A 25,233-nucleotide genomic window follows, 5' to 3' on the forward strand; every position below is an offset into this window, starting at 1 on the left:
CGTGTTACTCACCCGTCCGCCGCTGACTTCCGGGAGCAAGCTCCCTTCTGTCCGCTCGACTTGCATGTATTAGGCACGCCGCCAGCGTTCGTCCTGAGCCAGGATCAAACTCTCCGTTAAAAGTGTTTACTTACACACGGATGTGTTGACTTCGACGTTGCAACACGGATGTTGCGATCGTAGTCGAAGATCCTAAGCTGTTGCACATTTTTTAAAAGCTGTGTCTAACTTCATTGACGAGATACCTTGTATCTCTTTTACGCTTGGCTTTTGTTCAGTTTTCAAAGAACTTGTTTGCGCCATCTGTTGGCGACTTAGATATAATAACAAGATTTAACGTGTATCGTCAATACTATTTCATAAAAAAATAATAAAAATTAATTCCGAACAATTAAACATGCAAAAAAACCGTTTTTCTTCCTATATAAATAATTGTTTCATTCTCTATAAATAAAAAAGCAACCCGCCTTTTGACGAATCGCTTTTAAGAAAAAATTAATGAGGTAAGAAGAATAGGAATAACACGAATGCCACAAATAATAAATACATAAGTGGATGTAATTCTTTTCCACGTCCTTTAACAATCATCGTTAATGGATAAAGAACAAAACCGAGTGCAATCCCTGTAGCAATGCTATAAGTTAACGGCATCGTAACGACTGTAAAAAATACCGGAACGGCAATCTCCATCTTGTTCCAATCAATATGACGTAGAGAAGTCGCCATCATAACTCCAACTATGATAAGAGCAGGAGCCGTTACTTGTTCTGTAATGACAGATAGCAGTGGCGAAAAGAATAGCGCTACTAAGAAAAACAGACCTGTAAAGATCGCGGTTAACCCCGTTCGACCACCAACCGCTACGCCTGATGTCGATTCTACGTAAGCTGTTGTAGTTGATGTACCGAAAACGGCACCAACTGTCGTCGCACTCGCATCTGCAAATAATGCTCTTCCCGCACGAGGTAAGCGATTATCTTTAACAAAACCAGCCTGTGTCGCAACAGCAAACAATGTTCCTGCTGTATCGAAAAAGACGATAAATAAAAACGTTAAAATGACAATGAGCATCTGTAAAGTAAAAATCTCATCAGTCCAGCTTTCAAATTGGAAAGCTGCTCCAAAAGTCGTTAAGCTTGGTGGCATAGAAAGGATTCCACCATCTAGACTATTCATCCCTGTTAAAATACCAGCCAGGGCCGTTAATGCGAGGCCATAAAAAACTGCGCCTTTAATGTTCATCACAACAAGGATAATCGTAATCACAATACCAAAGATGGCAAGCAACGTTCCAGGAGATTGTAAATTCCCCATCGTAACAAGAGTGGCTTCATCCCCTACTACGATCCCAGCATTTTTAAGTCCAATAAAAGCAATAAATAATCCAATCCCGGCGCCTGCCGCGTATTTAAGCTCTTCTGGTATTGCATTTATAATTTTTTCTCTAAGTTTAAAAATTGTAATAAAGATAAAGATTACACCGGATGCAAAAACCGCAAATAATGCAGCTTGCCAGGACATACCATAGTTTATAACAACCGTGTAAGCAAAGAAGGCATTTAAACCCATTCCAGGAGCAAGGGCGATTGGATAGTTTGCGATTAATCCCATTATAATAGAACCAACCATTGCAGCTAACGCTGTCGCAACAAACACTGCACCTTGGTCCATCCCTGCTGCACCTAATATATCTGGATTGACGAACAAGATATAGGCCATTGCCAGGAATGTTGTTAATCCTGCTACTGCTTCTTGTCGTATAGATGTTTTGTTTGCACTTAATTGAAAGAACCGATCCATTCTTTTCTTTCCCCCCAAAATAAAATAACTCTAGGATGTTCTACCTAGAGTCGACATGACAAGGTTGTTTTATGCAAACAGCGCTTCTCATATCGTAGTCAAGCTATTTACGGTAGCTCGGTAGAAACTTGCAGACCTTATTTCTGCGGATATACGATCGAAATGCTATACGATTTAGTACGAAATTAGTTTAGCAATAGTAAAGGCAGTTGTCAATATAAAATACGAACATTAAAAGAGTATAATTAAAAAACATTCGTTATTTATCCAATTATTTTCAAGACCACCCTTTTCTTGTATACTTGCCGTACAAGATGAGATGGAGGCCATTGATGTACGTTTGTAAGGCAAGATGCAAAACAACTTTATACATTCATGTTGGTGACAAAAACCTCGATTTGCCACAGACAAGACAATTATTTGAGCAACAATATAAAAAAACCATAACAGATTCGGTTAAGGTCTTGCAGTTCGAGAATTATAAATACTGGCGAAACCATTACAATGAAGTAGCAGCAACGGCAACGATTGAGATACTCGTCCCTCCGTTAACATTTAGCCGTTATATAGAAGATTACGAATCAATAGCTTGCCGTGCTGTAAGAAGGTTATTACCCACAAAAGGTTCTGGCATCCAAATTATTTCGAGTGAATGGTTATTTCCACAACGAAAAAAAGGGTATAGTAAGAAATAGATGGTTTAAAACAGAGAGGGGCACTTACATTGATTCACAACATAACAATTGACTTAGCAATTGAGAACCTAGAGGACCGTGGAGTGACAATTGAGGATATTATGGACCTTGTCTATGATTTACAAACACCCTACGTCCCTAATTTAACGAAAGAGATGTGCAGAAACCATGTCATGAAAGTGCTTGCTAAACGTGAAGTTCAAAACGCTTTATTAACAGGCATTGAGCTTGATCGATTAGCAGAGCAAAAGAAACTTTCATCTCCTATACAAGAGATTATAGAATCTGATGAAGGTTTATACGGAATTGACGAGATTATCGCCTTATCCATTGTTAATGTTTATGGATCGATCGGGTTAACAAATTTTGGCTATGTGGATAAAATTAAGCCTGGTATTCTTGCAAAACTTAATGACCATAATCAAGACAAATGCCACACATTTCTTGATGACATTGTCGGCGCAATTGCTGCAGCTGCATCAAGTCGACTCGCACACTCAGAAGAAGGGGCAGGCGTTCGAGATTAACAAAAAGAGAAGCGGTTTAACCCGCTTCTCTTTTTTTATGTATAAGCGCCTTTTCTTCACCTTCCAGGGCATATAACGAGTCCAATAAGAATCGAATACATAGCTTATAAATAAGAGCTTTATTAAGGAGGTGAATCTTATGGAACATCGTTGCTCTAAATGTGGGAAAAAGAAGGATAACATTCATATTACTGAAACGGACCCAATCATACACGCTCCTAAAAAAAGAGTCGTCGAAGAAGTAGAAGTTGTCATCATTCCGGAAGTTCACCCGATCGAAACCGTTGTAAAACGAAAAAAAATCTACCGTCACGTCCATCATTACCCTGAGAAAGTTATTATTGAAGAAGATCAAGAAGTTGAGAATGTAGCATGTCACGATCAACAACGAACAAGACGTCCAAGACAAGGCTGGGATTGGTTTTTATAATAGATCAGTATGTCTAGAAGCATTTTTTACAAAAAAAGCTTTATGAGCAACCTACTCATAAAGCTTTTTTGATTCAAATTAATAGACTTTATCGCCATTAAAAATCGAGTTCTTCACAACCACGTAATCAACATTTCGAATTGATTCAAGCTTTGACCCACCAGCATATGAAATGGATGATTGTAAATCTTGCTCCATTTCTTCTAATGTATCGGTCAAGGAACCTTTATGTTCAACAAACATCTTCTTACCTTCCACATTCTTCTTTTCACCTTTTTGAAATTCAGAAGCCGAACCAAAATATTCTTTTACTAATTTGCCGTTTCTTTCTGTTGTTTCGCCTGGCGATTCTTCATGACCTGCAAAAAGGGAGCCAATCATCACCATCGTCGCACCAAAACGAACGGATTTTGCTATATCGCCATTGGTTCGTATACCACCATCTGCAATAATGGGTTTACTTGCGGCTTTTGCACACCAGCGAAGCGCCGCTAGTTGCCACCCACCTGTTCCAAAACCTGTTTTTATTTTTGTGATACAGACTTTCCCAGGTCCAATTCCTACTTTTGTTGCATCAGCACCAGCATTCTCCAGCTCTCTAACAGCTTCTGGTGTACCCACATTCCCTGCTATGACAAAGCTAGTAGGCAATTGCTTTTTTATATGTTGAATCATTTCAATCACGGCATTAGAGTGTCCGTGAGCAATATCAATTGTAATATAATCAGGAATGACACCATCTGCTGCTAGTTGCTCAACAAAGCGATATTCCTCTTCTTTTACACCTACACTAATTGAAGCAAAAAGATCTTTCGCGTGCATATCTTGTATAAAAGCATAGCGTTTTTCCGGTTGGAATCGATGCATGACATAAAAATATCCGTTTTCTGCTAAATAAAGTGCAATCTTTTCATCTATAATGGTTTGCATATTTGCAGGAACTACTGGTAACTTAAATGTGCGTCCTCCTAATTCAACACTCGTGTCACATTCTGCTCTACTATTCACTACGCACTTTGCAGGAATTAATTGAATATCTTCGTAATCAAATACATTTTCCATCTAAGACACCCCTAAAAACGAATATTAAAACACAAAGGACGTTTAATCGTTCGCCCATTCCGTAATATACATGATTTCTATCTATAAGTCAAAGCTTTCTTACAATTAAAAGAAAACGGTTACGAACCATCTCCACAATTATAGGTGAGAAAATCGCAATTTTTTCTATATCTTTTCATTTAGAAAACGGTAACATTAGAGGTAGGAGTGTGATTACATGACAATTATTGACTCATTAAAACAAGCCTTTAACTCATTTGCAAATGAAGACCCTCAACGAATTTATTTTTCTCCAGGGCGTGTTAACCTTATTGGTGAACATACAGATTATAACAGTGGCTATGTATTTCCTGCAGCATTAGAGATGGGTACCTACTTAGCAGTAAATTTTAGAAACGATGAGACGATTAACATGCAGAGCGCTAATTTTCAAACGACCTATCAGTATTCAATTGATAACCTTACTTACTCTGAAAAAGACGATTGGAGCAATTATCCAAAAGGAGTGCTTCGTGAATTTCAGCAGCTCGGCTACCGGCTTCCAGGTATGAACCTTTATTTTTTCGGGGATTTACCAAACGGAGCAGGGTTATCGTCCTCAGCTTCCATCGAAATGGTGACCGCTTATTTCCTAAATGATGCCCTTCGATCAAATTTGAATCGAACGACGCTTGCTCAACTTTGTCAACGTGTTGAAAATCATTATATCGGGGTAAATAGTGGCATTATGGATCAATATGCTGTGGGCCTTGGGAAAGAAGCACATGCGCTCTTTATTGATACGAAAACCCTTCACCACGAGCTTGTGCCGCTTGAACTGGGTGAGTATGCATTGGTGCTAACAAACTCAAATAAAAAGCGTGGCTTAGCAGATTCAAAGTATAATGAGCGTCGCGCAGAGTGTGAACAAGGGGTAGCAATCTTACAGGAAGCGGGGTATCAATTGGAATCTTTAAGCGATTTAACCGTTGAAGAATGGCAAATTGCGAAAGCGACCATCCAGAATCCCGTCTTAGAAAAACGAATCAATCATATTGTCACTGAAAATCATCGCGTTCAACTAGCTGTCAAACACTTAAAAGCGCACGATATTCATAAATTTGGTCATTTTATGTGTGAATCACATGACTCGCTTGCTACAGATTATGACGTTACTGGAAATGAACTTGACCTCCTTTACGCTATCCAAAAAGATCAAAGTGGCTGTATTGGCACTCGAATGACTGGTGCAGGATTTGGAGGGTGCACTGTAAGTCTTGTTCATCAAAGTTATATTGGCCAATTTAAAGAAAATGTGGCGAAGCAGTATCATCAGCATACAAAGATCCAACCAGATTTTTATACAAGCTTAGCTGGAGACGGGGTCAAAAAAATTTATGAAGGAGGGCTATAAATGGTTCATATTTATATCGAACAGTTATTGCTTTACGGTCTAAGAAAGAACTTATTCTTACCAGAAGATAAACGCTATCTTCATAACCGCCTTCTTGAATTTTTACAACTCGATTATCCTGAAGAAGTTCACGTCACGGAAGAAGAACAGCTTGAAAACATTTTGTCCCCTTTACTTGACTGGGCGTTTTCTCGAGGCTTGATCTCTCATAATACGGTCACACATCGTGATTTATTCGACACAGCGATTATGAATCTTCTTCTTCCTCGGCCAAGTGACGTGACGATTTGGTTTAGACACAAAGAAAACAAATATGGTCCTGAAACAGCGACTAAATCCTTTTACGAGTTCAACAAACATGCCAATTACATTCGAATGGATCGGATTCAATTAAATGAAAGTTGGCATGTCGACACAGCTTACGGACCATTAGACATAACGATCAATTTGTCAAAACCCGAAAAAGATCCAACAGCACTTGCGGAGGCACGAAAGCAGTTACAACCAAAACGCTACCCAAACGGGCCTCTTGCTAAAGAAAATATAGGTTTCAAAGGCTCACTTAACCATCCTGCCAGACACAATTTACGCTATATTCCTGTTACATTAGCTGGTGAAGAGTGGTATTTTCAGTTTTCTCCATATGTCTACTACAACGAGCATGCGATCATTTTTTCCGGCGAACAAACACCAATGAAAATAAACGACACGACATTTGAACGATTATTCGATTTCATTGATCAATACCCACATTATTTTATTGGATCGAATGCAGATTTACCTATTGTTGGCGGCTCTATTCTTGAACACGACCATTATCAAGGCGGGATGCATTCATTTCCAATGGCTCATGCTCCGCTTAAACAAAAGCTCTCAAACATAGGGTTTCCTACGGTTGAAGCAGGCATTTTAAAGTGGCCTATGTCAGTAATTCGTTTAACGGGAGCGAATCGAAGCGACTTAATTGCGGCTTCCTCTCTCATTTTAAAAAACTGGCGATCTTATTCTGATCACTCGCTTGATCTAATTGCTTTTACGGAAAATGAGTCTCATAACACCATTACACCTGTGCTCCGTATGAACAACAATCATTACGAACTAGACTTAGTTCTACGTAACAATCGAACAACAGTTGAGCACCCTCTCGGTTTGTTTCATCCTCACCAAGAAGCTCATGCGATTAAAAAAGAAAACATTGGTCTTATTGAAGTCATGGGGCTAGCCATTTTGCCAGGTCGGTTAAAAAAGGAGTTAGAAGAAATTGCATCTGTTCTACTAAATGAACATGCAGAAACTTCACTCTCTCAGTCTCCTTATACGGAAAAGCATTGTCATTGGGCAATCGAACTGAAAAGACGATTAGGGCAAAAGCTGACAAAAGATAATATTGGTGATGAACTAAAAAAAGAAGTTGGGCATATTTTTATGGCAGTTCTGCATCATGCTGGTGTTTTCAAAGATTCTAAAGAGGGATTAGAAGGATTCAATCGCTTTTGGAGGTATTGTGAAAGAAATAACCGATAAGAAAAGAGGCCTGGGTAATAGGCCTCTTCCTCACCTCATACTTCGTTTACTTCGATTAAACGAACATTGTTCATGAGTACATCGATTCGACGCAACTGCGCTCGAGCTGAAGGTGATTTTGCTTGAACGAATAAAATTTCTTTGTAGCCATGGTCAATATAAGATTGAATAAGCGCTTTAAGTCCATCTAGCATGCTCTGTTTAGAAGCAATAATGTCGCTACCATCTAATACGAGCGTATATTCCGCACAATTAATAGAAGAAGCATGCTTAACATAGTCGTTTGTATATGCTTCCGCTTCCTCTTCGGTAATAAATCCACTCACAACAATTGTGAAGCGTTTTTTGTTTTTGTCGAGATTCATTGAATACATCAAACATCAGTCCTTTTTTTAAAATTTATATAATAATGCCGACAGCGTATAGCCTGCGCCGAATGAAAACCAAACAATCGTTTTTCCCTCTGTGAATTTACCTGACTCTAAACCTGATTCAAAAGCAAAACCTGGTGAAGCATTCCCTGCATATCCGTAGTCACGGCTGACAAACAACCATTTATCCATCGACGACTCCATTAATTCACATGTTTTTTTCACTAAACCTTCGTGAAATTGCGAGCAAATAAAGTAGTCAATGTCTTTCTCTGTTAAGCCATTCCGTTCCAATAATTGTGGCAGGACTTCCATATATTTATCGGGAATCCAGCCAGCTGGACCAACTTCCCACCGTAGCGTCCGCTCTCTTAATGTCGTTTCTTCTTTAAATACTTTCGAGTACCCAGCGGCAGGAAAACTCATTAATTCCCAACCATCAGAACCAATTAACGTATCAGAATCGACTATTCCTTTTCCATCTTGTTCGGTCTTTTCTAGAAGAAGCGCACTTGAACCATCCGTTAAAAAGCCAAATGTAACCGGATCGTCTTGATGCGACACATGGGTGGAGTTAAATACACTAACAAGTAGACATCGCTTTAAGTCATTGCGCGTCTTCATATACGCACTTACCATATCAAAAGAAGACAATAACCCTGTACAATTTTGATTTAAATCCATCACAAATTTTACAGCTCCATCGTTGCCCTCTCCAAGCGCATTTACAATAGTAATTGCATTCGAAGGAACCGTATACTCAGGTGCATCCGATACAAAAAACAAACCGTGTATATCTGCTAACGAAAGTCCCTCTTTATCTAAAACAGCTTGGCATGCCTTTGTTGCCATCGTAACCGACGTCTCTTGTCGATAATCGCTAATATATGGATGATTTTCTCTCCCGCCTATATCAAAAAGTGAATCAACTTGTGCACCAACAGCCGCAAAATGGGTGCGCATGTCTTCACGGTTTTTTATAGATTCTGGCAAGTATTTCGCTGCATTTTTAACAATAATACTACTCAAGCGCAGTTCTCCTCTCTCTATCTAACGTACATTATACATATCGACAAGTTCCGCCAATTTTTAATAGCTGTCTCTGTTAATTTTCATAAAAAAACCTGCAGCCTTAGCTACAGGTTCTCATTTATTCAGGTGACCCTTTCATCTTTAAGTCCTCGCTCGTTTCTACTTTTTCTCCGCCCATAAAAAAGGATGTTAGCAGAGCTAAGCTTATCGGAATAATTGCCAAGGTGAAAATAAACGTGATGGAGTCCGACATCGTTGTTGTAATGACTGCCAGAACATTGTCTGGTATTTGTGCCCGACCTTCTGGTGTAAACAACTCTTGTGGATCTGCTATTAAGTTTTCGTTCACCCTATCGGCAAATGCTTCATTCATACGGTTTGAAAATGACATGGTTTGTACAGTCCCAAAAATTGCAATTCCAACGGTCATTCCGAATGAACGCAAAAACGAGTTCGTTGAATTTGCCGATCCGCGATAACGCTTTGGCAAATCATTAATCGAAGCTGCTGGTAATAATGAAAAGGAAAATCCAACACCTAATCCTGCTAAAAACATATAGACCCCTAGCATGATACGCGAAATGTCAGGTGTCATCGTCGAGAGTAAGATCATTCCGGTCAAAAAGCATACACCTGAAAAGATCATCATTGTCCGAAATGGTATCTTTGTTTGCAACATCCCTCCTGTCATACTTCCAACGACTGAACCGATCATCATTGGCATTAACGTCGTTCCAGCACTCGATGCAGATCCTCCAAAAACGGCTTGCACAAAGATAGGGATGAAAATGGCTAATACAACAAACGTCCCACCGTAAATAAATGCAATGATTTGCGATGTCGCAAACAACCTCTTTTTGAACATCCAAAACGAAATAATTGGTTCTTCTGCACGACGTTCCGCAAAAACAAAAACAATGAAAGCGACCAACGCTAAGGCAAATAAAGCCAAAAGCTCTGGTGAAGACCAACCATAAGCTTCTCCGCCTAATTCCAACGCGAACATTAAACAAACAACCGCAATAACAAGTGTGGAAGCCCCAAGCCAATCAATTCTCTGTTTTCTCGTTTCCAACGTTTCTTTATAATGACGACCAATTAAATACAATGCAACTGCACCGATCGGTACATTAATATAGAAAATCCAATGCCAGCTTAACGTTTCCGTAATAAACGCACCCATTAACGGGCCAAACACACTAGAAACGCCAAAAACAGCGCCGATTAACCCTGTCATCTTCCCTCTCTTTTCAGGTGGGAAAATATCAAAAATAATCGTAAATGCGATTGGCATTAATGCGCCTCCACCAATTCCTTGAATTACTCGAAAGGCAATAAGTTGATTCATAGAATCAGCCAACCCACATAAAATAGAGCCAATTAAAAAAACAATTAAACCAAATAAAAAGAAACGTTTTCTTCCATACATGTCAGATAATTTGCCATAGATCGGCATACCTGCCATCATCGCAACCATGTATGCTGCGGTGACCCAGACAAACTGATCATAATTTCCCAAGTCCCCTACAATCGTGCCCATAGCCGTTGCAACAATGGTATTATCAATCGCTGCCATAAAAATTCCGAGTAAGAGACCAGCCGTTACCAAGGATGATGTTTTCATATGTATACTCCTTACTTGTTCACACTTCAAACTCTCTTTCTAGTGTACACTACGATTTCATCCTCTACCTATAAAATTTACAATTTTTCTGTTTTATTGTTTTGCATCAAAACGACACTTTCTCTTAACGACAGTTGGTATGGTAAATGAAAAAAAGCTCTAGCAGAGCCCTCTTGACCGACTAGGTTCTTAAAGGAGCATTTGAGCTAGAGCAATTTTTTTAGATTGTGTCTAACATTCCTCACCCAAAACCCATCAAGCCTAGGCTAAATGCTTTGTCGCATAACGTAACAAAACTGGGGCTACTTTTGTTGAATAAGACAGCTGTAATCGCTCTGTTCGTTTATGCGCATCCTTTCCAAATGGGCCTACGTTAATCGTTGGCACATTGAGTTTCTGAATGGCCTGAATAGGGATTAGGTAATTCTTATTATAGAGCGGCATAAAGGTTGTGAGCGTTGTTTCTGCTCGCTCGTCACCTTTAGAGCGGAGGTAACTCACATCAGACAATCCAGGGAAAAATGTCTTTAATACAATGGATTCTTGAAACGATTCGGTTCCAATGTGTTGCAACGATTTTGTCAGCTGGAGAATCGCATCATCTTTCGTTTCATCCAGCTTGACGTGCGGGTAATAAGGTGGCTGTAACAACAATAAATAAAAGGGTGCGAGATCTAAGAAATAGGATGATAAGTTTCTTGCGACAGTCAATGTTTGATCAGTAAAATTGTCATTCTCTGCGATACTTTCTTCGATAATGGTTTCATAAGATTGTTTAAAAGAAATGCCGTACTTTTCGATTCCTCGCTCATAAAGTTCTGTAATCGTGTACACTTTTGGCTGCGGAACAGCAGCAGCTAGAGCATCTGTTCCAAAAGCAAGGCGATGATTAACTAGTCGCTCGTAAATCGCTTCACTTGCATGGAGACAGGCCTGTTTTACTTTTTCCATGACTGCTTCAGGACTAGAATGTAAGGTGAGTACGTTATAAAACAAGTAGGATTCATTAGGCGTCTGAACATCATAAGTTTCTTTTAAATCACGGATTCGCAAACACGTTGGAGAAGGGGATGACTCTCCATCTAGTTGATCAGAAAAAGTGTCCGACCATTCCATTTCAACGGCAAGTTGCGCAGCCATAACTGAAGCATTAATGCCTTCCAGGGGTTGACCGACATGCGTCTCTCTTCCTAAACAATAGATGAACGGTAACAATTTACCGGTTGAACCAGTATAAATATATTTATTAAAATCGTTTGGATAAGCTGAAAAATTCGGTTCTGAGCAAATGCATGCGGAAAATTCCCAGCCAGCTTGTTGGTAGCGTTCAAGTTCTTCTACAGCAGCAAACATACCAAGCGACAATTTTTCTTCGTCTGGAACTGCAACTAGACAAATATTTTCTTTTGAATGCTCGTCGTTCGCAATGTCTTCCATAATGGATAACTGCATAGCTAGGCCTGCTTTCATATCCATTGAACCTCTGCCGAACAAGTAGTCATTGGAATGCAAATCTTTCCTAGCATCTTCGTCTAAAAATCCTTCTTGCTCTTGTAAAAGACGCTGCTGTAATTGAACCGGTTTAAAAGCTTCCTCCTTATAAAGGCCAAAATCATCCACTCCGACAACGTCAAAATGACTAAGTAATATCGTCGCTCGTTTTGATAGAGCGTTTTTGTCGAGCATCGCTACAATGGCGATTCGATTTAGAGGATCTCCTTTTAAAGGAATCTGCTTTACGTTATCTGGATGCTTTTGAAAATAAGGGTTGCGCAACAAAATTGAATGAATTAAATCAGCCATTTGATTTTCTTGGGTCGTTCCAGAAATACTCGGCTGATGAACAAGTTCTTTTGTTAATTCTAAGACACGGTCAGAATGTGGATAAGCTTGAAAGTGAGAATAAGACATCGAAAAGACCTCCCTTATCTATGCTAATCTATCGTATGTATCGCTTCTTTCGCTGTGCCTCCTCTTCTCTCCTTTAACAAATACGTGTTCCATTCGACAAAATCCTTCTTCTCCATATAAAAAAGCTATGATGGGTACGGATGTAGCCATCATAGCTTTTGGATTTAACGTTTTCTTTCTGCTTGACGGGCAAGTAACAATGCCCCTTCAATCCCAGCGTGTTCATGAAGGCCAGGAGGAACAACATAGTCGTCTGGATTTCCTATATCCATATAGCCATTTAGCTGTTGGACAAGTTCTTCTCGTATGAGGGCATAAAGCTGTTTTTGCTTCATGACTCCACCACCGATAATGACTTTTTTCGGGGATAATACGTACGTATATGCTGCAATCGCTTGAGCAAGATAATAGGCTTCTAGCTGCCATACCTTATCGTCTCCCGCTAACTCTATGCCGGCTTTCCCCCAACGCGCTTCAATCGCTGGGCCTGCAGCCATCCCTTCTGCACATGTCCCATGATACGGACAGTGACCTTGAAACGAATCATCCTTATGTGGTTTGACTGGTACATGCCCCATTTCAGGATGGGATAATCCCTCTAATACGTTTCCATTTACAACTGCTCCAGCGCCAATTCCCGTTCCAACGGTTATGTACATACAGCTATCTAACCCTTTAGCAGCTCCTTTTGTCGCTTCCGCCAATGCCGCACCGTTTACATCTGTCGTGATTTCGATCGGAACATTTAGTTCATTAAATGCATCTAACAATGGATAGCCTTTCCAGCCTTTTTTGGGCGTACTCGCTAAAGAACCATATGTATCGGAGCCTTCTTTTAGGTCTAGAGGACCAAAACTACCAATCCCTAGACTTGTAATTCCATTCTTTTTAAAAAAAGCAACAATAGGTGGAACGGTTTCTTCTGGCGTTAATGTTGGGATCGTAAGGCGATCCAACCAAACCCCTGCCTCATCTGTTACCACACAAATCATTTTTGTGCCTCCAGCTTCCAAACCACCGTATCGAACGTTGTTCATTCCTTTTCCTCCTACCCAGTAAACTAGTAAAAAGTATAGCATCCATCCTCTTATTTTGCTTTACGTTCTGATTGTTTTTTGTAAAATAGATGAAAAGGAGGTTTTTCATGCTTCATTCTCCAGCGAGACAAGCAGGCTTTTCTTTCCCAGGATTCACTACCAGTAAGCATAACTGCATAACCGATGTAGAAGGCGTCCAAGTAGGTCATTCTACGCTTATTGAAGGAGAACACATTCGAACCGGCGTAACGGCGATTTTGCCTCATCGTCGAAATCTGTTTGAAGAAAAAGCACAGGCAGGGTCCTATGTATTAAATGGTTTTGGCAAAACAACAGGGCTCATTCAGCTTGAAGAATTAGGTGTACTTGAGAGCCCTATCATGCTAACAAACACGTTCTCCGTTCCAGCTGTAACCGAAGGAACCCTTTCCTACCTCCTAACGCAAAATCCTCAAATTGGTGTGACAACAGGTACTGTAAACGTCGTGACGGCGGAATGTAACGATGGGTACTTAAATGACATACGCCGTATGCATGTAAAACCGAGTGATGCTGTTCAAGCGATTGAAACAGCATCTACTGAACCTACTCAAGAAGGTGCGGTCGGCGCTGGAACAGGAATGTCATGCTTAGGCTTTAAAGGCGGGATTGGCACAAGTTCCCGCGTAGTTTCCACCTACACAGTTGGCTGTCTGGTGTTAACGAATTACGGAAAGAAAGAGGATTGGATATATAGTCCTCACGCTAATCAAATTTCCATCGCTTCAGGAAACGACGGTGCGTCACCTCCAGATGGTTCCATTATTATCGTTCTTGCTACCGATGCGCCTCTCGATGCGCGCCAATTAAAACGTGTCGCAAAACGAGGCACACTTGGATTAGGACGTACAGCGTCTTTCGCCGCCAATGGAAGTGGCGATATCGTCATTGCTTTTTCTACCGCAAATCGAATTCCTCATGATCCACCTTTTTCTCTTCAGCAGGTTTCGTTTTTACATGATCAACATGAAGACGTGTCTAAGCTATTCGCCGCCACTGCAGAAGTAGTAGAAGAGGCGATCTTAAACTCATTGTGTGCCGCAACAACGATGAAAGGCTTTAATGGTCATACGCGACCTGGTTTGCTCGAACAAACGTAATCTGCACAGATGCCTAATTCATTGCATAAACTATTGCGAGAATGGAGGCGTTTAGTATGAAAAAAGAGTATGAAAATAAAGCCAGTACGTATTATCAAGGGATCAATCAACAACTTTTTTCATTAATCGATCCAGGGAGTAAGGTATTACTGGATGTTGGTTGCGGAGAGGGTGCGTTAGGTGCGGCAATTAAAGACGCCTACGAGGCCGAGGTACACGGCTTTGAACTTTTTCAACATGCCGCTGATCAAGCACGAAAAAAGCTCGATTCAGTAACTGTTGGAAACATTGAACAAGATTCACTGCCGTTTGCCCATGGATATTTTGATGGAATTATTTTTGCAGACGTTCTTGAACACACGTTAGATCCGTGGGCAACACTTGAAAAAGTAAAACCTTACTTAAAACAATCAGGAACGATTTATGCAAGCATTCCGAATGTCGGTCATATCTCCATCATCGAAGAACTGATTCGAGGAACGTGGAATTATGTAGATGCGGGCTTACTGGATAAAACCCATTTCCGCTTTTTTACGAAGAGTGAAATTGAAAAATTATTCGTATCGAGCGGGTATGACGTTGAGCAGATCGTCAATAATCAAGTGCTATTCCCACACCACCATCAGCTCATTCATAAAATTGTTGAAGCTGGTCAATCTATAGGTATAAATGTTGACACGTTTATTGAACGTTCGGTCGCGTATCAATACATGCTAAAAGCCAAACCAGTTGTCACCGCATAATGCTCGGTGGCTTTTTGGTTTAACCCTCACCTAAATCGGTTATAGGATAGAGATAATGATTGGTTGGGAGGGATGACGTTGCCACTTACAGAGGATCAAAAAAACAGGATGCTTCCATCAAAGCATCGCCAGCGCGAAATTGAGAAACAAGCGGATGAAAATGATCGTTTTGAGGAATTATTAAACAAACTGGAAGACGTGACAACGAATGGACGTCTAAAAGATATGGCTTTTCATTTTACAGATACGAAACAAGTGGTAAAATCAAATTTAATCGCTGGTATCGCAAGAGGCGTAGGATTGACAATCGGAGTCGCACTTTTTATTTCTCTTCTCCTCGCCATTATTAGCTTATTTGAACCTTTGCCGATTGTAGGGGAATGGCTTGCAGATTTAGCGAATCTCATCGAAGCAAATCGATAATTTTAAAAAGGAGGTTTTTGAACATGGATTGGTTAGGAATAGGCGTACTTGTCTTTGCAATTGCTTTTTTAATTGCTGTTTTTTGCTTACTACCTGCAATGCGTAATTTAGCAAAAACATTAGACAACACTGCAACAACTGTTGCACAACTAGAAAAAAGTTTAGACGAAATAACAGGTGAGGTAAAAGTTACGCTACATAACACAAACGAAACAATTATGGACGTGAATGAAAAGGTAACGAAACTAAACCCGCTTTTTGACATGATTCATGATTCTGGAGAAGCTGCACACCGTGCTTCCTCTGCACTTTCTACCTATACGCTGACACGTGTGAATGCGGCGAAACAAGAAGCTGTTACGGCTCAACCAGACCAAGTCTCAGGAATTATTAAAAGTATTGCCTTTCTTTATTACTTCCGAAAAGCAAAGAAACAACAACAACCACATGCATAAAAAAAGACGGGGCGTCCTCTCAAGAGGGCGACTCGTCTTTTTAATGGTAGACTGTTAAAAGTTGATCAATCGCTTCCGCTAATTCCACTTGTTCCACGTCATAGCGACCACCTAACACAATTCGATCAAACTTATCATTGTTACGTAGTAATTCCAACTGGTAAATGGATTGATCCTTTGTTTGAATACTCACCACAACATCTTGACCATCCTTACGCGTTACATACAGCAATATACCATGGTCCATCGGGATATAGCCTTTCACGTTCCACGCTGTAAACCAATCCATTTCCTTGCTTTGTATAGTTACGATAATCTGCTCTGCCACTTCTTCCACGTTTAACGCCTCCTTGCCTCCTTAGTGTATCATGCTCTTGATTTACTAAAAAAGGAGGAAAAAGAGCGTTTGTCTACGTGAAGTGGTTCTTCAATGATGATTTGAGCACGATTTAGTAAATGACTGAAATTCTTTTGAATGTGCTCACTCTGTTCCGGGCTATATTTTGTGAGGATTCTTTTTACCTCATCTCGTTCACCACGCTCTGAAAGGAGGATTTCCGTATAGTTGCCAATCATATGAATTAAGTTTCCGTTTAGTAATGTTCGAATACACTTTTTTAACGCTTTGTCGTTTGTTTGCAACAGACTCATCGCATTTACCATTGTATACGCGCCATTCTTCACGAACTTATACAGTAAATCTGGATTTCTTTGTATCCGTTTGTCGGTTTCTGGATATAAAAGAACGGGATAATATCCCGCAACAGCTAAATGGTAAAGCTTATTTGCCGCTAACTCTAAATCAGTACCATCAAGCGTTATAAAGACAAACCGTGTCTTGTTCAACGTAAATGCCTGTCCGCTCTCTAAATCTAAAAGGAGCTCGTCGTATAAAGGTAACGTATGACCAGTCAAAAGCGTAATGCCTTTTAATTGCTCATTATAATCATCCACTATACGCTTAATGTCCTCTCCCCACGTGACTGGCTGTTCTCGATCAAAAAGTGGAATGTAGCAAAGTGAATGCATGTCTTGGTCACGAACGAAATGGATTTGTTCAATAATCTTTGATCGCGATCGGGAAACCCCACTAATCTCTGGAAGTTCATGGTCCCATACATCAAACATTTTCATTCCTCCTTTTTTCGGTTAACCTATTCTATTTGACAACCTAAAATGATTTTCCTGCACTACCTTAAATAAAAATAGACTGAAACAAGAATATAGAGTATAAAAAAAGCGAGATGGATTTTCTTATTCATGTACAAGACCCCAATAAACTCACGGGTATATGCATTTGGTTGAAAATACCATGCCGTTGGGGATCCAATCCCTTCGGCAGGCATTGCGAGTTGTTTTGCAAGTAAACTCGATCGGAAAACATGAAAGTGATTTGTAATAAATACCAATTTTAACGACTTAGATTGCTCCATCAGTTTCTTTGAAAACAAGAAGTTCTCATAGGTATTACGAGCTTGGTCTTCTAAAATAATGTGTTGAGCGGGTATATTTTTCTTGATGAGATATGCTTTCATCGCTTCCGCTTCACTGATTAACTCATCTTCTCCTCTCCCCCCTGTCACAATGATTTTGGGAGGAGGCGCAACCTTTTTTTGCATGTCATAGAAATAGACACCTCTATCTAAACGGCTTGCTAATATCGGAGAAACCCGCTTGCCTTTTAATAATCCAGCTCCAAGTATTAAAAGATAATCCTGATCGTAATGAGGTCGAATCTGCCGATATAGTAGAGAGGAGATTAGAAAGGATAAAAACAAAAAGCCATATAGCCCAATATAAACCGTTGTTGTTAACGCAAGAGGTTCAATCGTAAACAACGCGGTTGGGATAAGTATAAGTAACACCATAACAAACAAGCTAATGGATAAGGAGAAAAAATTATTCCATTTTCTACCTTCTTTCTTCACAAGTTTCCACGTATTTCGAATAATGTATCCTACAACAAAGAGTAAAAAAAGCACACTCATCAGAGCAAACAATGCAGATAAAATTAAAATAACATAATCAATTCTGCTCATAGGTCCTGTCGTTGCGGCTGCTATGCCACCTGCAAGAAATAATAATAGACTTGCCGTTAAGAACATACCGTTAAAAATACTTCGCTTTTCAATGCGCATACTGAAGAAAAAAACAATTGCACAAATAATGGCACTTAATAAAAAGATATTCATGTTCTTCACCCTTGCCTATTTTTCGTATTATTCCTGTTTTACGATCGTGCGAAACTAGTTAAAAAGCCTTATTGCTTGAGTCAATTTTATCATTTCTCTTAAAGAGAATGTGTAACATCACGATACTCTGCTTTTATCATTTGCGTAGGTCTGTCTAAGAAGGGTCGCCGTTTATCCAAAAATGGAACGTTCATCTGATCGTTCGTAATCTCCAGAGTGTTCGTTTTTATGACACGATGTAGGGTTATGAAATTAATTAATTTATGTTATCTATAACACAGCACAAAAACACGGCACATATTTGGCACATGTACCGTGCATAAGAATACTCACTGCAATTCTATGCTACTACTTAAGGAGTGACTTTCTTCCATACATCCCACTCACCTGATCGACTTGGATCTTCTCCCCGTGTCCACCATTTCGCTTCATACCAAACGCCACGATGTTCGACTTGATCGCCTTTCGTATAAATCTTATCTTTTAACCAACTAGCGGTAGCTACATCATCGTTACACTGATCAACTTTTTTCCATACGTCCCACTCGCCTGAACGATTTGGATCTTCTCCTCGCGTCCACCATTTTGCTTCATAAACAAGTCCATCTTTCTTCACTTGATCGCCTTTCACATATACCGTTTCTTTGGACCATTGCTCGACTTGACATGTTTGCTGCTCATCATCTTCAGAAAATACATCTGCGATAGACTGGACAAGTTCTCCGTCGCGATTATTGCTCGTTTCCCAAAACATCGCACCGGCTAGCCCATGATCGACTACATACTGGGCTTTATGCGTAATTGATTCAGGATCGTCGTACGTGATAAAGGTTCCATTTTCTTCATTATAAAGAAATGGCACCTTGGATTTGTCATTCCAATATCGCTTGTAGCCATTTTGATTAATATAATTTTCTTTTAAGTCTTGATAATCAAACGTAGCGTTTGTCCACGTTCCTACATCAGCTGGTCCGTCACAAAAAGCATATTCTCCATTATTTTCACTGTCACAACCTTTCCAGCCGTATCCGTAGAAAGGCATACCCATTAAGAGCTTATCTTTAGGGACACCTGCGTTTAAATGACCTTGAATAGCGGCATCCACATTGAGTGCATCTGCCCAAGGAACCGTTGCCTCTTCGTCATAAAATAATGGCGCATTATGTCCATTTTGAATTTGCCATGTGCCATTAAGATCATACGTCATAATTTGAATCCAGTCTAAAATATGTGCGAGCTTCTCCATCTCATTGTTTTGTAAATAACTAGGGGAGGCTGAGGAGGCGATGGTCAACAAATACTGTTTGCCATCTTCCTCTCCCGCTTGATCTAATGCGTTTCTAGTTGCTTCTAAGAGCTTTGTATGATTTTGCTTATCTTCAGGGCTACGTTCGTTTTCTGGCATTCCGCCACTCACTGGATATTCCCAATCTAGATCCAATCCATCAAACCCGTACGCGCGAACAAAATCCACTGCAGATTGTGCAAAAGTTTCTCGTGTTTCTTCTGTAGCGGCAACAAGCGATAAGCGATTGGACCATGTATAGCCACCAACCGATATTACTGTTTTAAGATGAGGGTGTTCTTCTTTTAGTTTCTGAAGCTGCTTCACGTTTCCTTTAATCGTTTCATCTTCATGATCGCCAGGATACATCTTGTGCACATCTTGTTCGGGGTCCCCTAACACAATCGTCCCGTTTGGTACATCAATCGCTCCGTTCTCATCTTCACATGCCCATTCCTGTGGATTAGGCCCTGACGGGTCTAGATTTCCATGCACACCATTCCAACAAACATTCGCAAACGCATACATAATATGTGTCATGTTTTTGGCTGGAATATCCGTTACTTCGTAGCCTCTTTCTTCCGCAACCCATGATGGGTAATAGCCGACAATCTTCTTTTCAGCTCGTTCAGCCTTAGCTTGATCGAAACTACCAAAAAATAATAACGTTATAATGATTAAACATACAGAAATCCGTTTTTTATACATGTTTATTCCTCCTTTTACCCCTTTGACATTCCCGATAAAAGGGAATAATCCTGCAAAATATTTCAAAATAATCAGAAATAACTACTCATTACAGCAATTTTTGCGATGAAATGCGCCTTTTTAGCTATTGCTTCTTAACTGCAATAAAACTATAGTGATAGAATAGTCACTATTTTCTTAATAGGTATCGGACTATAAGAAGTGAGGGATTTTTTAATGCGCACGATTGATCAAGCCTTTCAGTTGTCCATTCGCTACACGGATAAGTTAACGAACCGTGTGGACAGAATTTATACCAATGATGAAAAACAATTTATTTTAAAAAAGAAATCTGATAAAGAGCGTGCACAATTAGAAATACAACTGCTGCAAGATCTGATTCATAAAAATCAACCAGTCCCTTCTCCTATTAAAACGAAGTCGAACGAATATATTGTTCAAACGCACCAATCTTATTATGTCGTGTACGAGCATTTACAAGGGCAGCACGTAGCCATTGATCAGTTGCTTAAACATACGCATGATGTTCCTAGTAAAGTCGGTTCCGCTCTAGCAAAACTGGATAATGCCCTTCTTGAAGTGAGTGATCACCATACTTCTTTTAGAAAACGACATGTGCTAACGTCACTATATGGAAACATCGTTCCATTTATGCAAAAAGAGGAAATTGCACTGGATGTGGTTCACCTTTTATCTGAACTATCCGAGGGAATGCAATGCTTAAAACACTTGCCAACACAGCTCATTCATCGCGATCCCCACTATCTTCATTTTCTTTTCGACGATCATCAAGTAAGCGGCGTGATCGATTTAGAACTAGTTGAAGAAAATGTGAGGATTTTAGATCCATGTTACTTTGCGACAAGTATATTAAACGATGTGTTCTCAAACCCTAATGATATCGAGCGCTGGTTTCCTGCAATGAAGGGGTTTTTCCGCGCCTACCATCAAGAAAATCCTTTTACCATTCAAGAAAGAAAAGCACTATGGTATACATTTTTAAGTATTGAAGCTGTTATGATTGCTTTCTTCAGTCACGATGAAGAACGTATGGAAAAAAATCGAGCTATGTTCTACTGGCTATATGAAAATAAGCAGCTGATTGATGAACTCATTCACTTAAGATAATCTAAAAGAAAGAATGACATAACGTAGGGTTCTTTTAACAACATGATAGATAATAAAGAAAAGACGATTAATCCGCGAATTAGTCGTCTTTTCAACATGTTCATAGTCTTTTGTCCCAATCCATTTTACAGTTATTGGTCTTCCAAAAACTCCCCTAATACCGTTAACGCCTGTTCTTCATCTGCTCCAACAGCAGTTAACAATACTTCATCATTTGGTTTAAGAACAATACTCATCAGTCCAAGGATACTTTTCACATTAATGACTGAACTTCCTTTTTTAAGATGAACATCAGCTTGGAACTGACTAGCCTTTTCGACGAACGACGCTGCATTCGAAGCATGTAGACCATTAGGTAACCCTACTTTAATTGCCTTCTCCATTAAGACGCCTCCTCTCTCGTGACTTTCCATCTATATGCAAAAAAAATTCTGTTATGAATGTTTTTTTTCAGTCATGGCGCGTTTATCTTGCACATACTTATAAACTAAATAAGGACAAGAAGGAAGGTGGCGACTTTGAATCAAACGGAATGCCTCTCTCATATTCGCAGCATACAACCTTTAGTAAGAGACATAGAATCCTTGAAAAAGGAGCAGCTAGAACAAATGAACAAGAAAGACCAACTAAAACGCGGTCCACTCCGTCATGTTTATCATTACAAGGAGCTTAATAGTCTATTTGCAATTGTGATTGTAGCCTATCTTTTCTTCTTTCATATCCTATTTTCCTCAACGCTTATTTATTTTTACCACTTCTTTACCATAATTGATCTCTTTCTTTTTCGGATGTTTCTTGTTCTCATCCTGTTTCTGATCATCCCTATAACGCTTTATTTTCTGCTGGTGATCGGGACCAACTATCTTTTAAAACGTTGGATGAACTATGAAGAAAAGGAAAATGAAACCTCACTTGCACTAGAAGAAATGATAGAAGCACAAACCACATTAAAAAATCAGTTGTCCAAACAAACGTCCATCCCAAACTATTACTTAAAAACATACGCGCTTAATAAGTTTGAAACGTACTTTCTTCACCAACGCGCTGATTCGCTTAAAGAAGCCATCAATTTATTTGAAGTAGAGCAACAACATGTTTTACAGCAATATCGTTTTTATCGCTATCACGGAGAAAAACGTTTTTCTGCTCTGTATGAAAAAGCAGCAGAATTCGAAAATCAAGTGACGTAACGCCGAAGAAACTCTATCCCGCCTTATGGTGGATAGAGTTTTTTTATGCTTGCTTCTTGATATCGTCCCATTTTCTATGAACATGCGTCGATGGTCCCTTATTTCCACATACTTCACATGGTTTTTTTGAGCGTATGTATAAGACCCAAAATACTGTGATCGTAATGCCTAACATGCCTCCCATTGTATCGACGATCACATCCTCGATCATAGGTGAACGCCCTGGAGTAAACGACTGTCGATATTCATCGAAACATGCATAAAACACGACAAATATGAACGACATCATCACCGCATAGCGCAAGCGGACGATATAAGCAAGTAACCGAGAGCCAATTAAGCCAATTAACAAAAAGGAGAAAAAATGGGCGGCTTTTCGTAGAAAGAACTCTACAAACGATTCTACCGATAAGTAATCTAAACTAATTTCACGATTCCCATATGGAAAAGAGATTTGCGCGATTCTCGTATTCTCAATCCAATGAATCGGAAGAACGCTAAGATACCCTCGAATATCTTGACTTCCGTATGGCGTGGAACTCGAGAAAGCAATGATTGATACCGCAGCCACTAGAAACAAGCTAAATACGGTTATTTTAACGGAACGCGACAAATGCCTCACCTCATTTAATGTTCCGTCCATTATACGCTGTTTTTAATAAAAATCGTCTAGAAATGTATATTTTCTCACAAATGAATAGAGATCAAGCTCTCACATTCACTCGCTATTCCTATCATCCTTTTCTGTTTCTAAAAATGCATGAATAGCTTCTTTCCAATGACGCATTGGGGCAAAATGGTTTAGCTGTAAGCCTTTATGTGACAAGACTGAGTATTTAGGACGTTGAGCAAGTGTAGGAAATTCAGCCGTCGTGCATGGTTGAATCGATGCAGGTATACGTTTTAAAGCAAATATTTCCTTAGCAAATTCATACCAGCTGACCGTTCCACTGTTCGAAATGTGGTAAATGCCGTAGCGCTTCGTGCGCACTAACGAAACGATCGCTTCAGCAAGATCATTCGCGTAAGTGGGCGAACCAATTTGGTCATCAACAACGCGAAGCTCGGTCTTTTTTTCCGCTAGCCGAAGCATCGTCTTCACAAAATTACTACCAGTATGACCAAACACCCAAGAGGTTCGCACAATAAAAAACTTAGAATGAAACTGTTGGACGGCTTGTTCACCTGCAAGTTTTGATCTCCCATACACGCCAATCGGAGAAGGGGGTGTCCATTCATCAATAGGCTCCGTTGCACCTCCATCAAAAACATAATCAGTGCTAACATAGACAAATACTGCTCCTAATTGTTCAGCCGCGACACAGAGGTTTCGCGTTCCTATAGCATTCACGCGATATGCCTCCATCTCGTCTTTTTCCGCTTGATCTACATTTGTATAGGCAGCGCAATGCAAAATGACGTCAGGATGAATCGTTTCAAAGACCGTTTTCACATGATATTCATTCGTAATATCAAGTTCTGCTCGGGTCATACCGATCAGCTGAACCCCTACTTCCACAGGGACACGCAGAACGGCAGATCCAAGTTGTCCATTAGCTCCTGTGACGAGAATTTTCATAGCTTTTGCCTCCTATAAACACCGGAAAGGACATCCTGCCACCACGCCTTATTTTGAATGTACCAATCGATTGTTTCTGCTAAACCCTCATTAAATGTATACATCGCTTTCCAACCTAACTCTCGTTCAATTTTTGTTGCATCAATTGCATAACGAAAATCATGTCCAAGCCGGTCTTCAACATGGGTGATTAGTTCTTCGGACACCCCCAATGTCTGCACAATCCGACGAACGATTTCCTCATTTGTTCGCTCGTTCCGCCCACCGATGTTGTACACTTCGCCTGGCTGGCCAGTTCGCAAAACGAGATCAATCCCGCGACAGTGGTCATCAACGTGGAGCCAATCACGAATTTGTTTGCCATCTCCATAGATTGGCAGAGATTTATTTTGCAATGCATTTGTAATCATAAGCGGAATCAGTTTTTCAGGAAAATGGTAGGGGCCATAATTGTTTGAGCAACGGGTAATATTAATGTTCATCCCATACGTTTCAAAATAAGCACGAGCAAGTAAATCTGCGCCTGCTTTGCTTGCTGAATAAGGGCTGTTCGGTTCTAGCGGTGATTGTTCTGTAAATAAACCTGTTTCGCCTAAACTTCCATAGACTTCATCGGTTGAAACTTGTACATACTTTTCAACGTCAGCTTTTTTTGCCGCATGCAAAAGCATTTGCGTTCCGTACACATTCGTTTGTACAAACGCACCTGGATTTACGATACTCCGATCTACATGAGATTCTGCAGCAAAATGAACAACCGCATCAACATCATACTTTCCGAAAAGTTTCTCTAAGTCATCTTCACTGCAAATGTCGCCTTGCACAAACTCAATCGCCGATTGTACACGCCTTAAATTATTGACATTCCCTGCATATGTTAATTTATCAAAGACAATAATCGTATCTTCTGGATGTTCTTTGCACAGTAACCGAACAAACGCGCTTCCAATAAAACCTGCTCCTCCAGTAACAACGATGTTCATAG

26 protein-coding genes, 1 rRNA gene and 1 riboswitch are annotated in these 25,233 nt (G+C 40.0%); of the genes, 11 read left to right on the forward strand and 16 right to left on the reverse strand.

Annotation, left to right across the window (positions count from 1 at the left end; translation table 11 throughout):
- Both ACE1TH_RS09315 and ACE1TH_RS09320 read right to left on the reverse strand, forming a co-directional pair.
- Positions 1-120, reverse strand: a 16S ribosomal RNA gene (locus tag ACE1TH_RS09315); the annotation flags it as partial.
- Positions 121-495: 375 nt separating this feature from the next.
- Positions 496-1,800 carry an NCS2 family permease gene (locus ACE1TH_RS09320; protein ID WP_375078808.1) on the reverse strand — a complete coding sequence of 435 codons (1,305 nt, stop codon included), beginning with the start codon at positions 1,798-1,800 and terminating at the stop codon, positions 496-498.
- Between the two features lie 75 nt (positions 1,801-1,875).
- Positions 1,876-1,977: riboswitch (purine riboswitch) on the reverse strand.
- Positions 1,978-2,132: 155 nt separating this feature from the next.
- Here ACE1TH_RS09320 and ACE1TH_RS09325 point away from each other — a divergent pair.
- The 3 genes from ACE1TH_RS09325 (at position 2,133) to ACE1TH_RS09335 (ending at position 3,452) form a co-directional block, all read left to right on the forward strand.
- Positions 2,133-2,495 (forward strand): hypothetical protein, encoded by a 363-nt coding sequence (locus tag ACE1TH_RS09325; RefSeq protein ID WP_375078809.1) that lies wholly within the window; start codon positions 2,133-2,135, stop codon positions 2,493-2,495.
- A gap of 29 nt (positions 2,496-2,524) precedes the next feature.
- Positions 2,525-3,022, forward strand: a complete 498-nt coding sequence (locus tag ACE1TH_RS09330; RefSeq protein WP_375078810.1) for a phosphatidylglycerophosphatase A family protein — start codon at positions 2,525-2,527, stop codon at positions 3,020-3,022.
- A gap of 139 nt (positions 3,023-3,161) precedes the next feature.
- On the forward strand, positions 3,162-3,452 hold the full coding sequence (locus ACE1TH_RS09335) for a CotD family spore coat protein (protein ID WP_099302184.1): 291 nt from the start codon (positions 3,162-3,164) through the stop codon (positions 3,450-3,452).
- A 78-nt stretch (positions 3,453-3,530) separates the two neighbouring features.
- Here ACE1TH_RS09335 and guaC read toward each other — a convergent pair whose 3' ends face one another.
- The gene (gene guaC / locus ACE1TH_RS09340; RefSeq protein WP_099302185.1) at positions 3,531-4,514 is read right to left on the reverse strand and encodes a GMP reductase; all 984 of its coding nucleotides are present in this window, start codon (positions 4,512-4,514) and stop codon (positions 3,531-3,533) included.
- 217 nt (positions 4,515-4,731) lie between these two features.
- Here guaC and ACE1TH_RS09345 point away from each other — a divergent pair, with 217 nt between their 5' ends.
- Positions 4,732-5,907: a galactokinase gene (locus ACE1TH_RS09345; protein WP_099302186.1), complete on the forward strand. Its 1,176-nt coding sequence runs from the start codon at positions 4,732-4,734 to the stop codon at positions 5,905-5,907.
- Positions 5,908-7,431, forward strand: a complete 1,524-nt coding sequence (locus ACE1TH_RS09350) for a UDP-glucose--hexose-1-phosphate uridylyltransferase (RefSeq protein WP_099302187.1) — start codon at positions 5,908-5,910, stop codon at positions 7,429-7,431.
- A 35-nt stretch (positions 7,432-7,466) separates the two neighbouring features.
- Here the strand turns inward: ACE1TH_RS09350 and ACE1TH_RS09355 are convergent, their stop codons facing one another.
- The 5 genes from ACE1TH_RS09355 to ACE1TH_RS09375 all read right to left on the reverse strand — a co-directional run bounded on the left by ACE1TH_RS09355 (position 7,467) and on the right by ACE1TH_RS09375 (position 13,406).
- A complete protein-coding gene (locus tag ACE1TH_RS09355; protein WP_099302188.1) occupies positions 7,467-7,805 on the reverse strand; it encodes a hypothetical protein in 339 nt (112 codons plus the stop codon).
- Between the two features lie 18 nt (positions 7,806-7,823).
- Positions 7,824-8,831: a 3-oxoacyl-ACP synthase III family protein gene (locus ACE1TH_RS09360; protein WP_099302189.1), complete on the reverse strand. Its 1,008-nt coding sequence runs from the start codon at positions 8,829-8,831 to the stop codon at positions 7,824-7,826.
- Positions 8,832-8,952: 121 nt separating this feature from the next.
- On the reverse strand, positions 8,953-10,458 hold the full coding sequence (locus tag ACE1TH_RS09365) for an MDR family MFS transporter (protein ID WP_375078811.1): 1,506 nt from the start codon (positions 10,456-10,458) through the stop codon (positions 8,953-8,955).
- A gap of 261 nt (positions 10,459-10,719) precedes the next feature.
- Positions 10,720-12,369: a M20/M25/M40 family metallo-hydrolase gene (locus ACE1TH_RS09370; protein ID WP_375078812.1), complete on the reverse strand. Its 1,650-nt coding sequence runs from the start codon at positions 12,367-12,369 to the stop codon at positions 10,720-10,722.
- Positions 12,370-12,533: 164 nt separating this feature from the next.
- The gene (locus ACE1TH_RS09375; protein WP_099302192.1) at positions 12,534-13,406 is read right to left on the reverse strand and encodes an ROK family protein; all 873 of its coding nucleotides are present in this window, start codon (positions 13,404-13,406) and stop codon (positions 12,534-12,536) included.
- A gap of 107 nt (positions 13,407-13,513) precedes the next feature.
- Between ACE1TH_RS09375 and ACE1TH_RS09380 the strand changes: the two genes are divergently transcribed.
- The 4 genes from ACE1TH_RS09380 to ACE1TH_RS09395 all read left to right on the forward strand — a co-directional run bounded on the left by ACE1TH_RS09380 (position 13,514) and on the right by ACE1TH_RS09395 (position 16,166).
- Entirely contained in the window at positions 13,514-14,545 is a 1,032-nt protein-coding gene (locus ACE1TH_RS09380; protein ID WP_375078813.1) for a DmpA family aminopeptidase, read from the forward strand.
- A gap of 56 nt (positions 14,546-14,601) precedes the next feature.
- Complete coding sequence (locus tag ACE1TH_RS09385; RefSeq protein ID WP_375078814.1) at positions 14,602-15,288, forward strand: class I SAM-dependent methyltransferase; 687 nt, start codon at positions 14,602-14,604, stop codon at positions 15,286-15,288.
- Between the two features lie 78 nt (positions 15,289-15,366).
- Positions 15,367-15,711: a DUF5665 domain-containing protein gene (locus ACE1TH_RS09390; protein ID WP_099302195.1), complete on the forward strand. Its 345-nt coding sequence runs from the start codon at positions 15,367-15,369 to the stop codon at positions 15,709-15,711.
- Positions 15,712-15,734: 23 nt separating this feature from the next.
- Positions 15,735-16,166 (forward strand): DUF948 domain-containing protein, encoded by a 432-nt coding sequence (locus ACE1TH_RS09395; RefSeq protein WP_176554334.1) that lies wholly within the window; start codon positions 15,735-15,737, stop codon positions 16,164-16,166.
- Positions 16,167-16,206: 40 nt separating this feature from the next.
- Here ACE1TH_RS09395 and ACE1TH_RS09400 read toward each other — a convergent pair whose 3' ends face one another.
- The 4 genes from ACE1TH_RS09400 to ACE1TH_RS09415 all read right to left on the reverse strand — a co-directional run bounded on the left by ACE1TH_RS09400 (position 16,207) and on the right by ACE1TH_RS09415 (position 20,351).
- Entirely contained in the window at positions 16,207-16,503 is a 297-nt protein-coding gene (locus tag ACE1TH_RS09400) for a hypothetical protein (protein WP_099302197.1), read from the reverse strand.
- 29 nt (positions 16,504-16,532) lie between these two features.
- Positions 16,533-17,294, reverse strand: coding sequence for a CpsB/CapC family capsule biosynthesis tyrosine phosphatase (locus ACE1TH_RS09405; protein WP_099302198.1), 762 nt, complete (start codon positions 17,292-17,294; stop codon positions 16,533-16,535).
- Between the two features lie 62 nt (positions 17,295-17,356).
- On the reverse strand, positions 17,357-18,358 hold the full coding sequence (locus ACE1TH_RS09410; RefSeq protein ID WP_375078815.1) for a YdcF family protein: 1,002 nt from the start codon (positions 18,356-18,358) through the stop codon (positions 17,357-17,359).
- Between the two features lie 352 nt (positions 18,359-18,710).
- Positions 18,711-20,351 (reverse strand): glycosyl hydrolase family 18 protein, encoded by a 1,641-nt coding sequence (locus ACE1TH_RS09415; protein WP_375078816.1) that lies wholly within the window; start codon positions 20,349-20,351, stop codon positions 18,711-18,713.
- A 216-nt stretch (positions 20,352-20,567) separates the two neighbouring features.
- On the opposite strand from ACE1TH_RS09415, the gene ACE1TH_RS09420 reads away from it, so the two are divergent.
- Positions 20,568-21,479 (forward strand): phosphotransferase, encoded by a 912-nt coding sequence (locus ACE1TH_RS09420; RefSeq protein WP_375078817.1) that lies wholly within the window; start codon positions 20,568-20,570, stop codon positions 21,477-21,479.
- A 131-nt stretch (positions 21,480-21,610) separates the two neighbouring features.
- Here ACE1TH_RS09420 and ACE1TH_RS09425 read toward each other — a convergent pair whose 3' ends face one another.
- Positions 21,611-21,862 (reverse strand): HPr family phosphocarrier protein, encoded by a 252-nt coding sequence (locus tag ACE1TH_RS09425; RefSeq protein ID WP_099302202.1) that lies wholly within the window; start codon positions 21,860-21,862, stop codon positions 21,611-21,613.
- A 225-nt stretch (positions 21,863-22,087) separates the two neighbouring features.
- On the opposite strand from ACE1TH_RS09425, the gene ACE1TH_RS09430 reads away from it, so the two are divergent.
- Entirely contained in the window at positions 22,088-22,669 is a 582-nt protein-coding gene (locus ACE1TH_RS09430) for a hypothetical protein (RefSeq protein ID WP_375078818.1), read from the forward strand.
- Between the two features lie 43 nt (positions 22,670-22,712).
- Here the strand turns inward: ACE1TH_RS09430 and ACE1TH_RS09435 are convergent, their stop codons facing one another.
- From ACE1TH_RS09435 to rfbB, 3 genes are all read right to left on the reverse strand, one after another.
- Entirely contained in the window at positions 22,713-23,312 is a 600-nt protein-coding gene (locus tag ACE1TH_RS09435; protein ID WP_099302204.1) for a VanZ family protein, read from the reverse strand.
- Positions 23,313-23,387: 75 nt separating this feature from the next.
- A complete protein-coding gene (gene rfbD, locus ACE1TH_RS09440) occupies positions 23,388-24,248 on the reverse strand; it encodes a dTDP-4-dehydrorhamnose reductase (RefSeq protein ID WP_375078820.1) in 861 nt (286 codons plus the stop codon).
- Positions 24,245-25,231 carry a dTDP-glucose 4,6-dehydratase gene (rfbB, locus tag ACE1TH_RS09445; RefSeq protein ID WP_099302206.1) on the reverse strand — a complete coding sequence of 329 codons (987 nt, stop codon included), beginning with the start codon at positions 25,229-25,231 and terminating at the stop codon, positions 24,245-24,247. Before rfbB ends, rfbD begins: the two co-directional genes overlap by 4 nt.
- Positions 25,232-25,233: the final 2 nt, after the last annotated feature.

The organism is Shouchella sp. JSM 1781072 (assembly GCF_041949915.1).
In the GTDB taxonomy this organism is placed as follows: Bacteria; Bacillota; Bacilli; order Bacillales; family Bacillaceae_D; genus Shouchella.

Coding starts and splice junctions, on each gene's coding strand:
- rfbB (WP_099302206.1), bottom strand. CDS start 25,231: ATGAACATCGTTGTTACTGGAGGAGCAGGTTTTATTGGAAGCGCGTTT.
- guaC (WP_099302185.1), bottom strand. CDS start 4,514: ATGGAAAATGTATTTGATTACGAAGATATTCAATTAATTCCTGCAAAG.
- ACE1TH_RS09405 (WP_099302198.1), bottom strand. CDS start 17,294: ATGTTTGATGTATGGGACCATGAACTTCCAGAGATTAGTGGGGTTTCC.
- ACE1TH_RS09380 (WP_375078813.1), top strand. CDS start 13,514: ATGCTTCATTCTCCAGCGAGACAAGCAGGCTTTTCTTTCCCAGGATTC.
- ACE1TH_RS09335 (WP_099302184.1), top strand. CDS start 3,162: ATGGAACATCGTTGCTCTAAATGTGGGAAAAAGAAGGATAACATTCAT.
- ACE1TH_RS09370 (WP_375078812.1), bottom strand. CDS start 12,369: ATGTCTTATTCTCACTTTCAAGCTTATCCACATTCTGACCGTGTCTTA.
- ACE1TH_RS09385 (WP_375078814.1), top strand. CDS start 14,602: ATGAAAAAAGAGTATGAAAATAAAGCCAGTACGTATTATCAAGGGATC.
- ACE1TH_RS09430 (WP_375078818.1), top strand. CDS start 22,088: ATGAACAAGAAAGACCAACTAAAACGCGGTCCACTCCGTCATGTTTAT.
- ACE1TH_RS09395 (WP_176554334.1), top strand. CDS start 15,735: ATGGATTGGTTAGGAATAGGCGTACTTGTCTTTGCAATTGCTTTTTTA.
- ACE1TH_RS09415 (WP_375078816.1), bottom strand. CDS start 20,351: ATGTATAAAAAACGGATTTCTGTATGTTTAATCATTATAACGTTATTA.
- ACE1TH_RS09320 (WP_375078808.1), bottom strand. CDS start 1,800: ATGGATCGGTTCTTTCAATTAAGTGCAAACAAAACATCTATACGACAA.
- ACE1TH_RS09420 (WP_375078817.1), top strand. CDS start 20,568: ATGCGCACGATTGATCAAGCCTTTCAGTTGTCCATTCGCTACACGGAT.
- ACE1TH_RS09410 (WP_375078815.1), bottom strand. CDS start 18,358: ATGAATATCTTTTTATTAAGTGCCATTATTTGTGCAATTGTTTTTTTC.
- ACE1TH_RS09375 (WP_099302192.1), bottom strand. CDS start 13,406: ATGAACAACGTTCGATACGGTGGTTTGGAAGCTGGAGGCACAAAAATG.
- ACE1TH_RS09325 (WP_375078809.1), top strand. CDS start 2,133: ATGTACGTTTGTAAGGCAAGATGCAAAACAACTTTATACATTCATGTT.
- ACE1TH_RS09350 (WP_099302187.1), top strand. CDS start 5,908: ATGGTTCATATTTATATCGAACAGTTATTGCTTTACGGTCTAAGAAAG.
- ACE1TH_RS09365 (WP_375078811.1), bottom strand. CDS start 10,458: ATGAAAACATCATCCTTGGTAACGGCTGGTCTCTTACTCGGAATTTTT.
- rfbD (WP_375078820.1), bottom strand. CDS start 24,248: ATGAAAATTCTCGTCACAGGAGCTAATGGACAACTTGGATCTGCCGTT.
- ACE1TH_RS09345 (WP_099302186.1), top strand. CDS start 4,732: ATGACAATTATTGACTCATTAAAACAAGCCTTTAACTCATTTGCAAAT.
- ACE1TH_RS09435 (WP_099302204.1), bottom strand. CDS start 23,312: ATGGACGGAACATTAAATGAGGTGAGGCATTTGTCGCGTTCCGTTAAA.
- ACE1TH_RS09355 (WP_099302188.1), bottom strand. CDS start 7,805: ATGTATTCAATGAATCTCGACAAAAACAAAAAACGCTTCACAATTGTT.
- ACE1TH_RS09425 (WP_099302202.1), bottom strand. CDS start 21,862: ATGGAGAAGGCAATTAAAGTAGGGTTACCTAATGGTCTACATGCTTCG.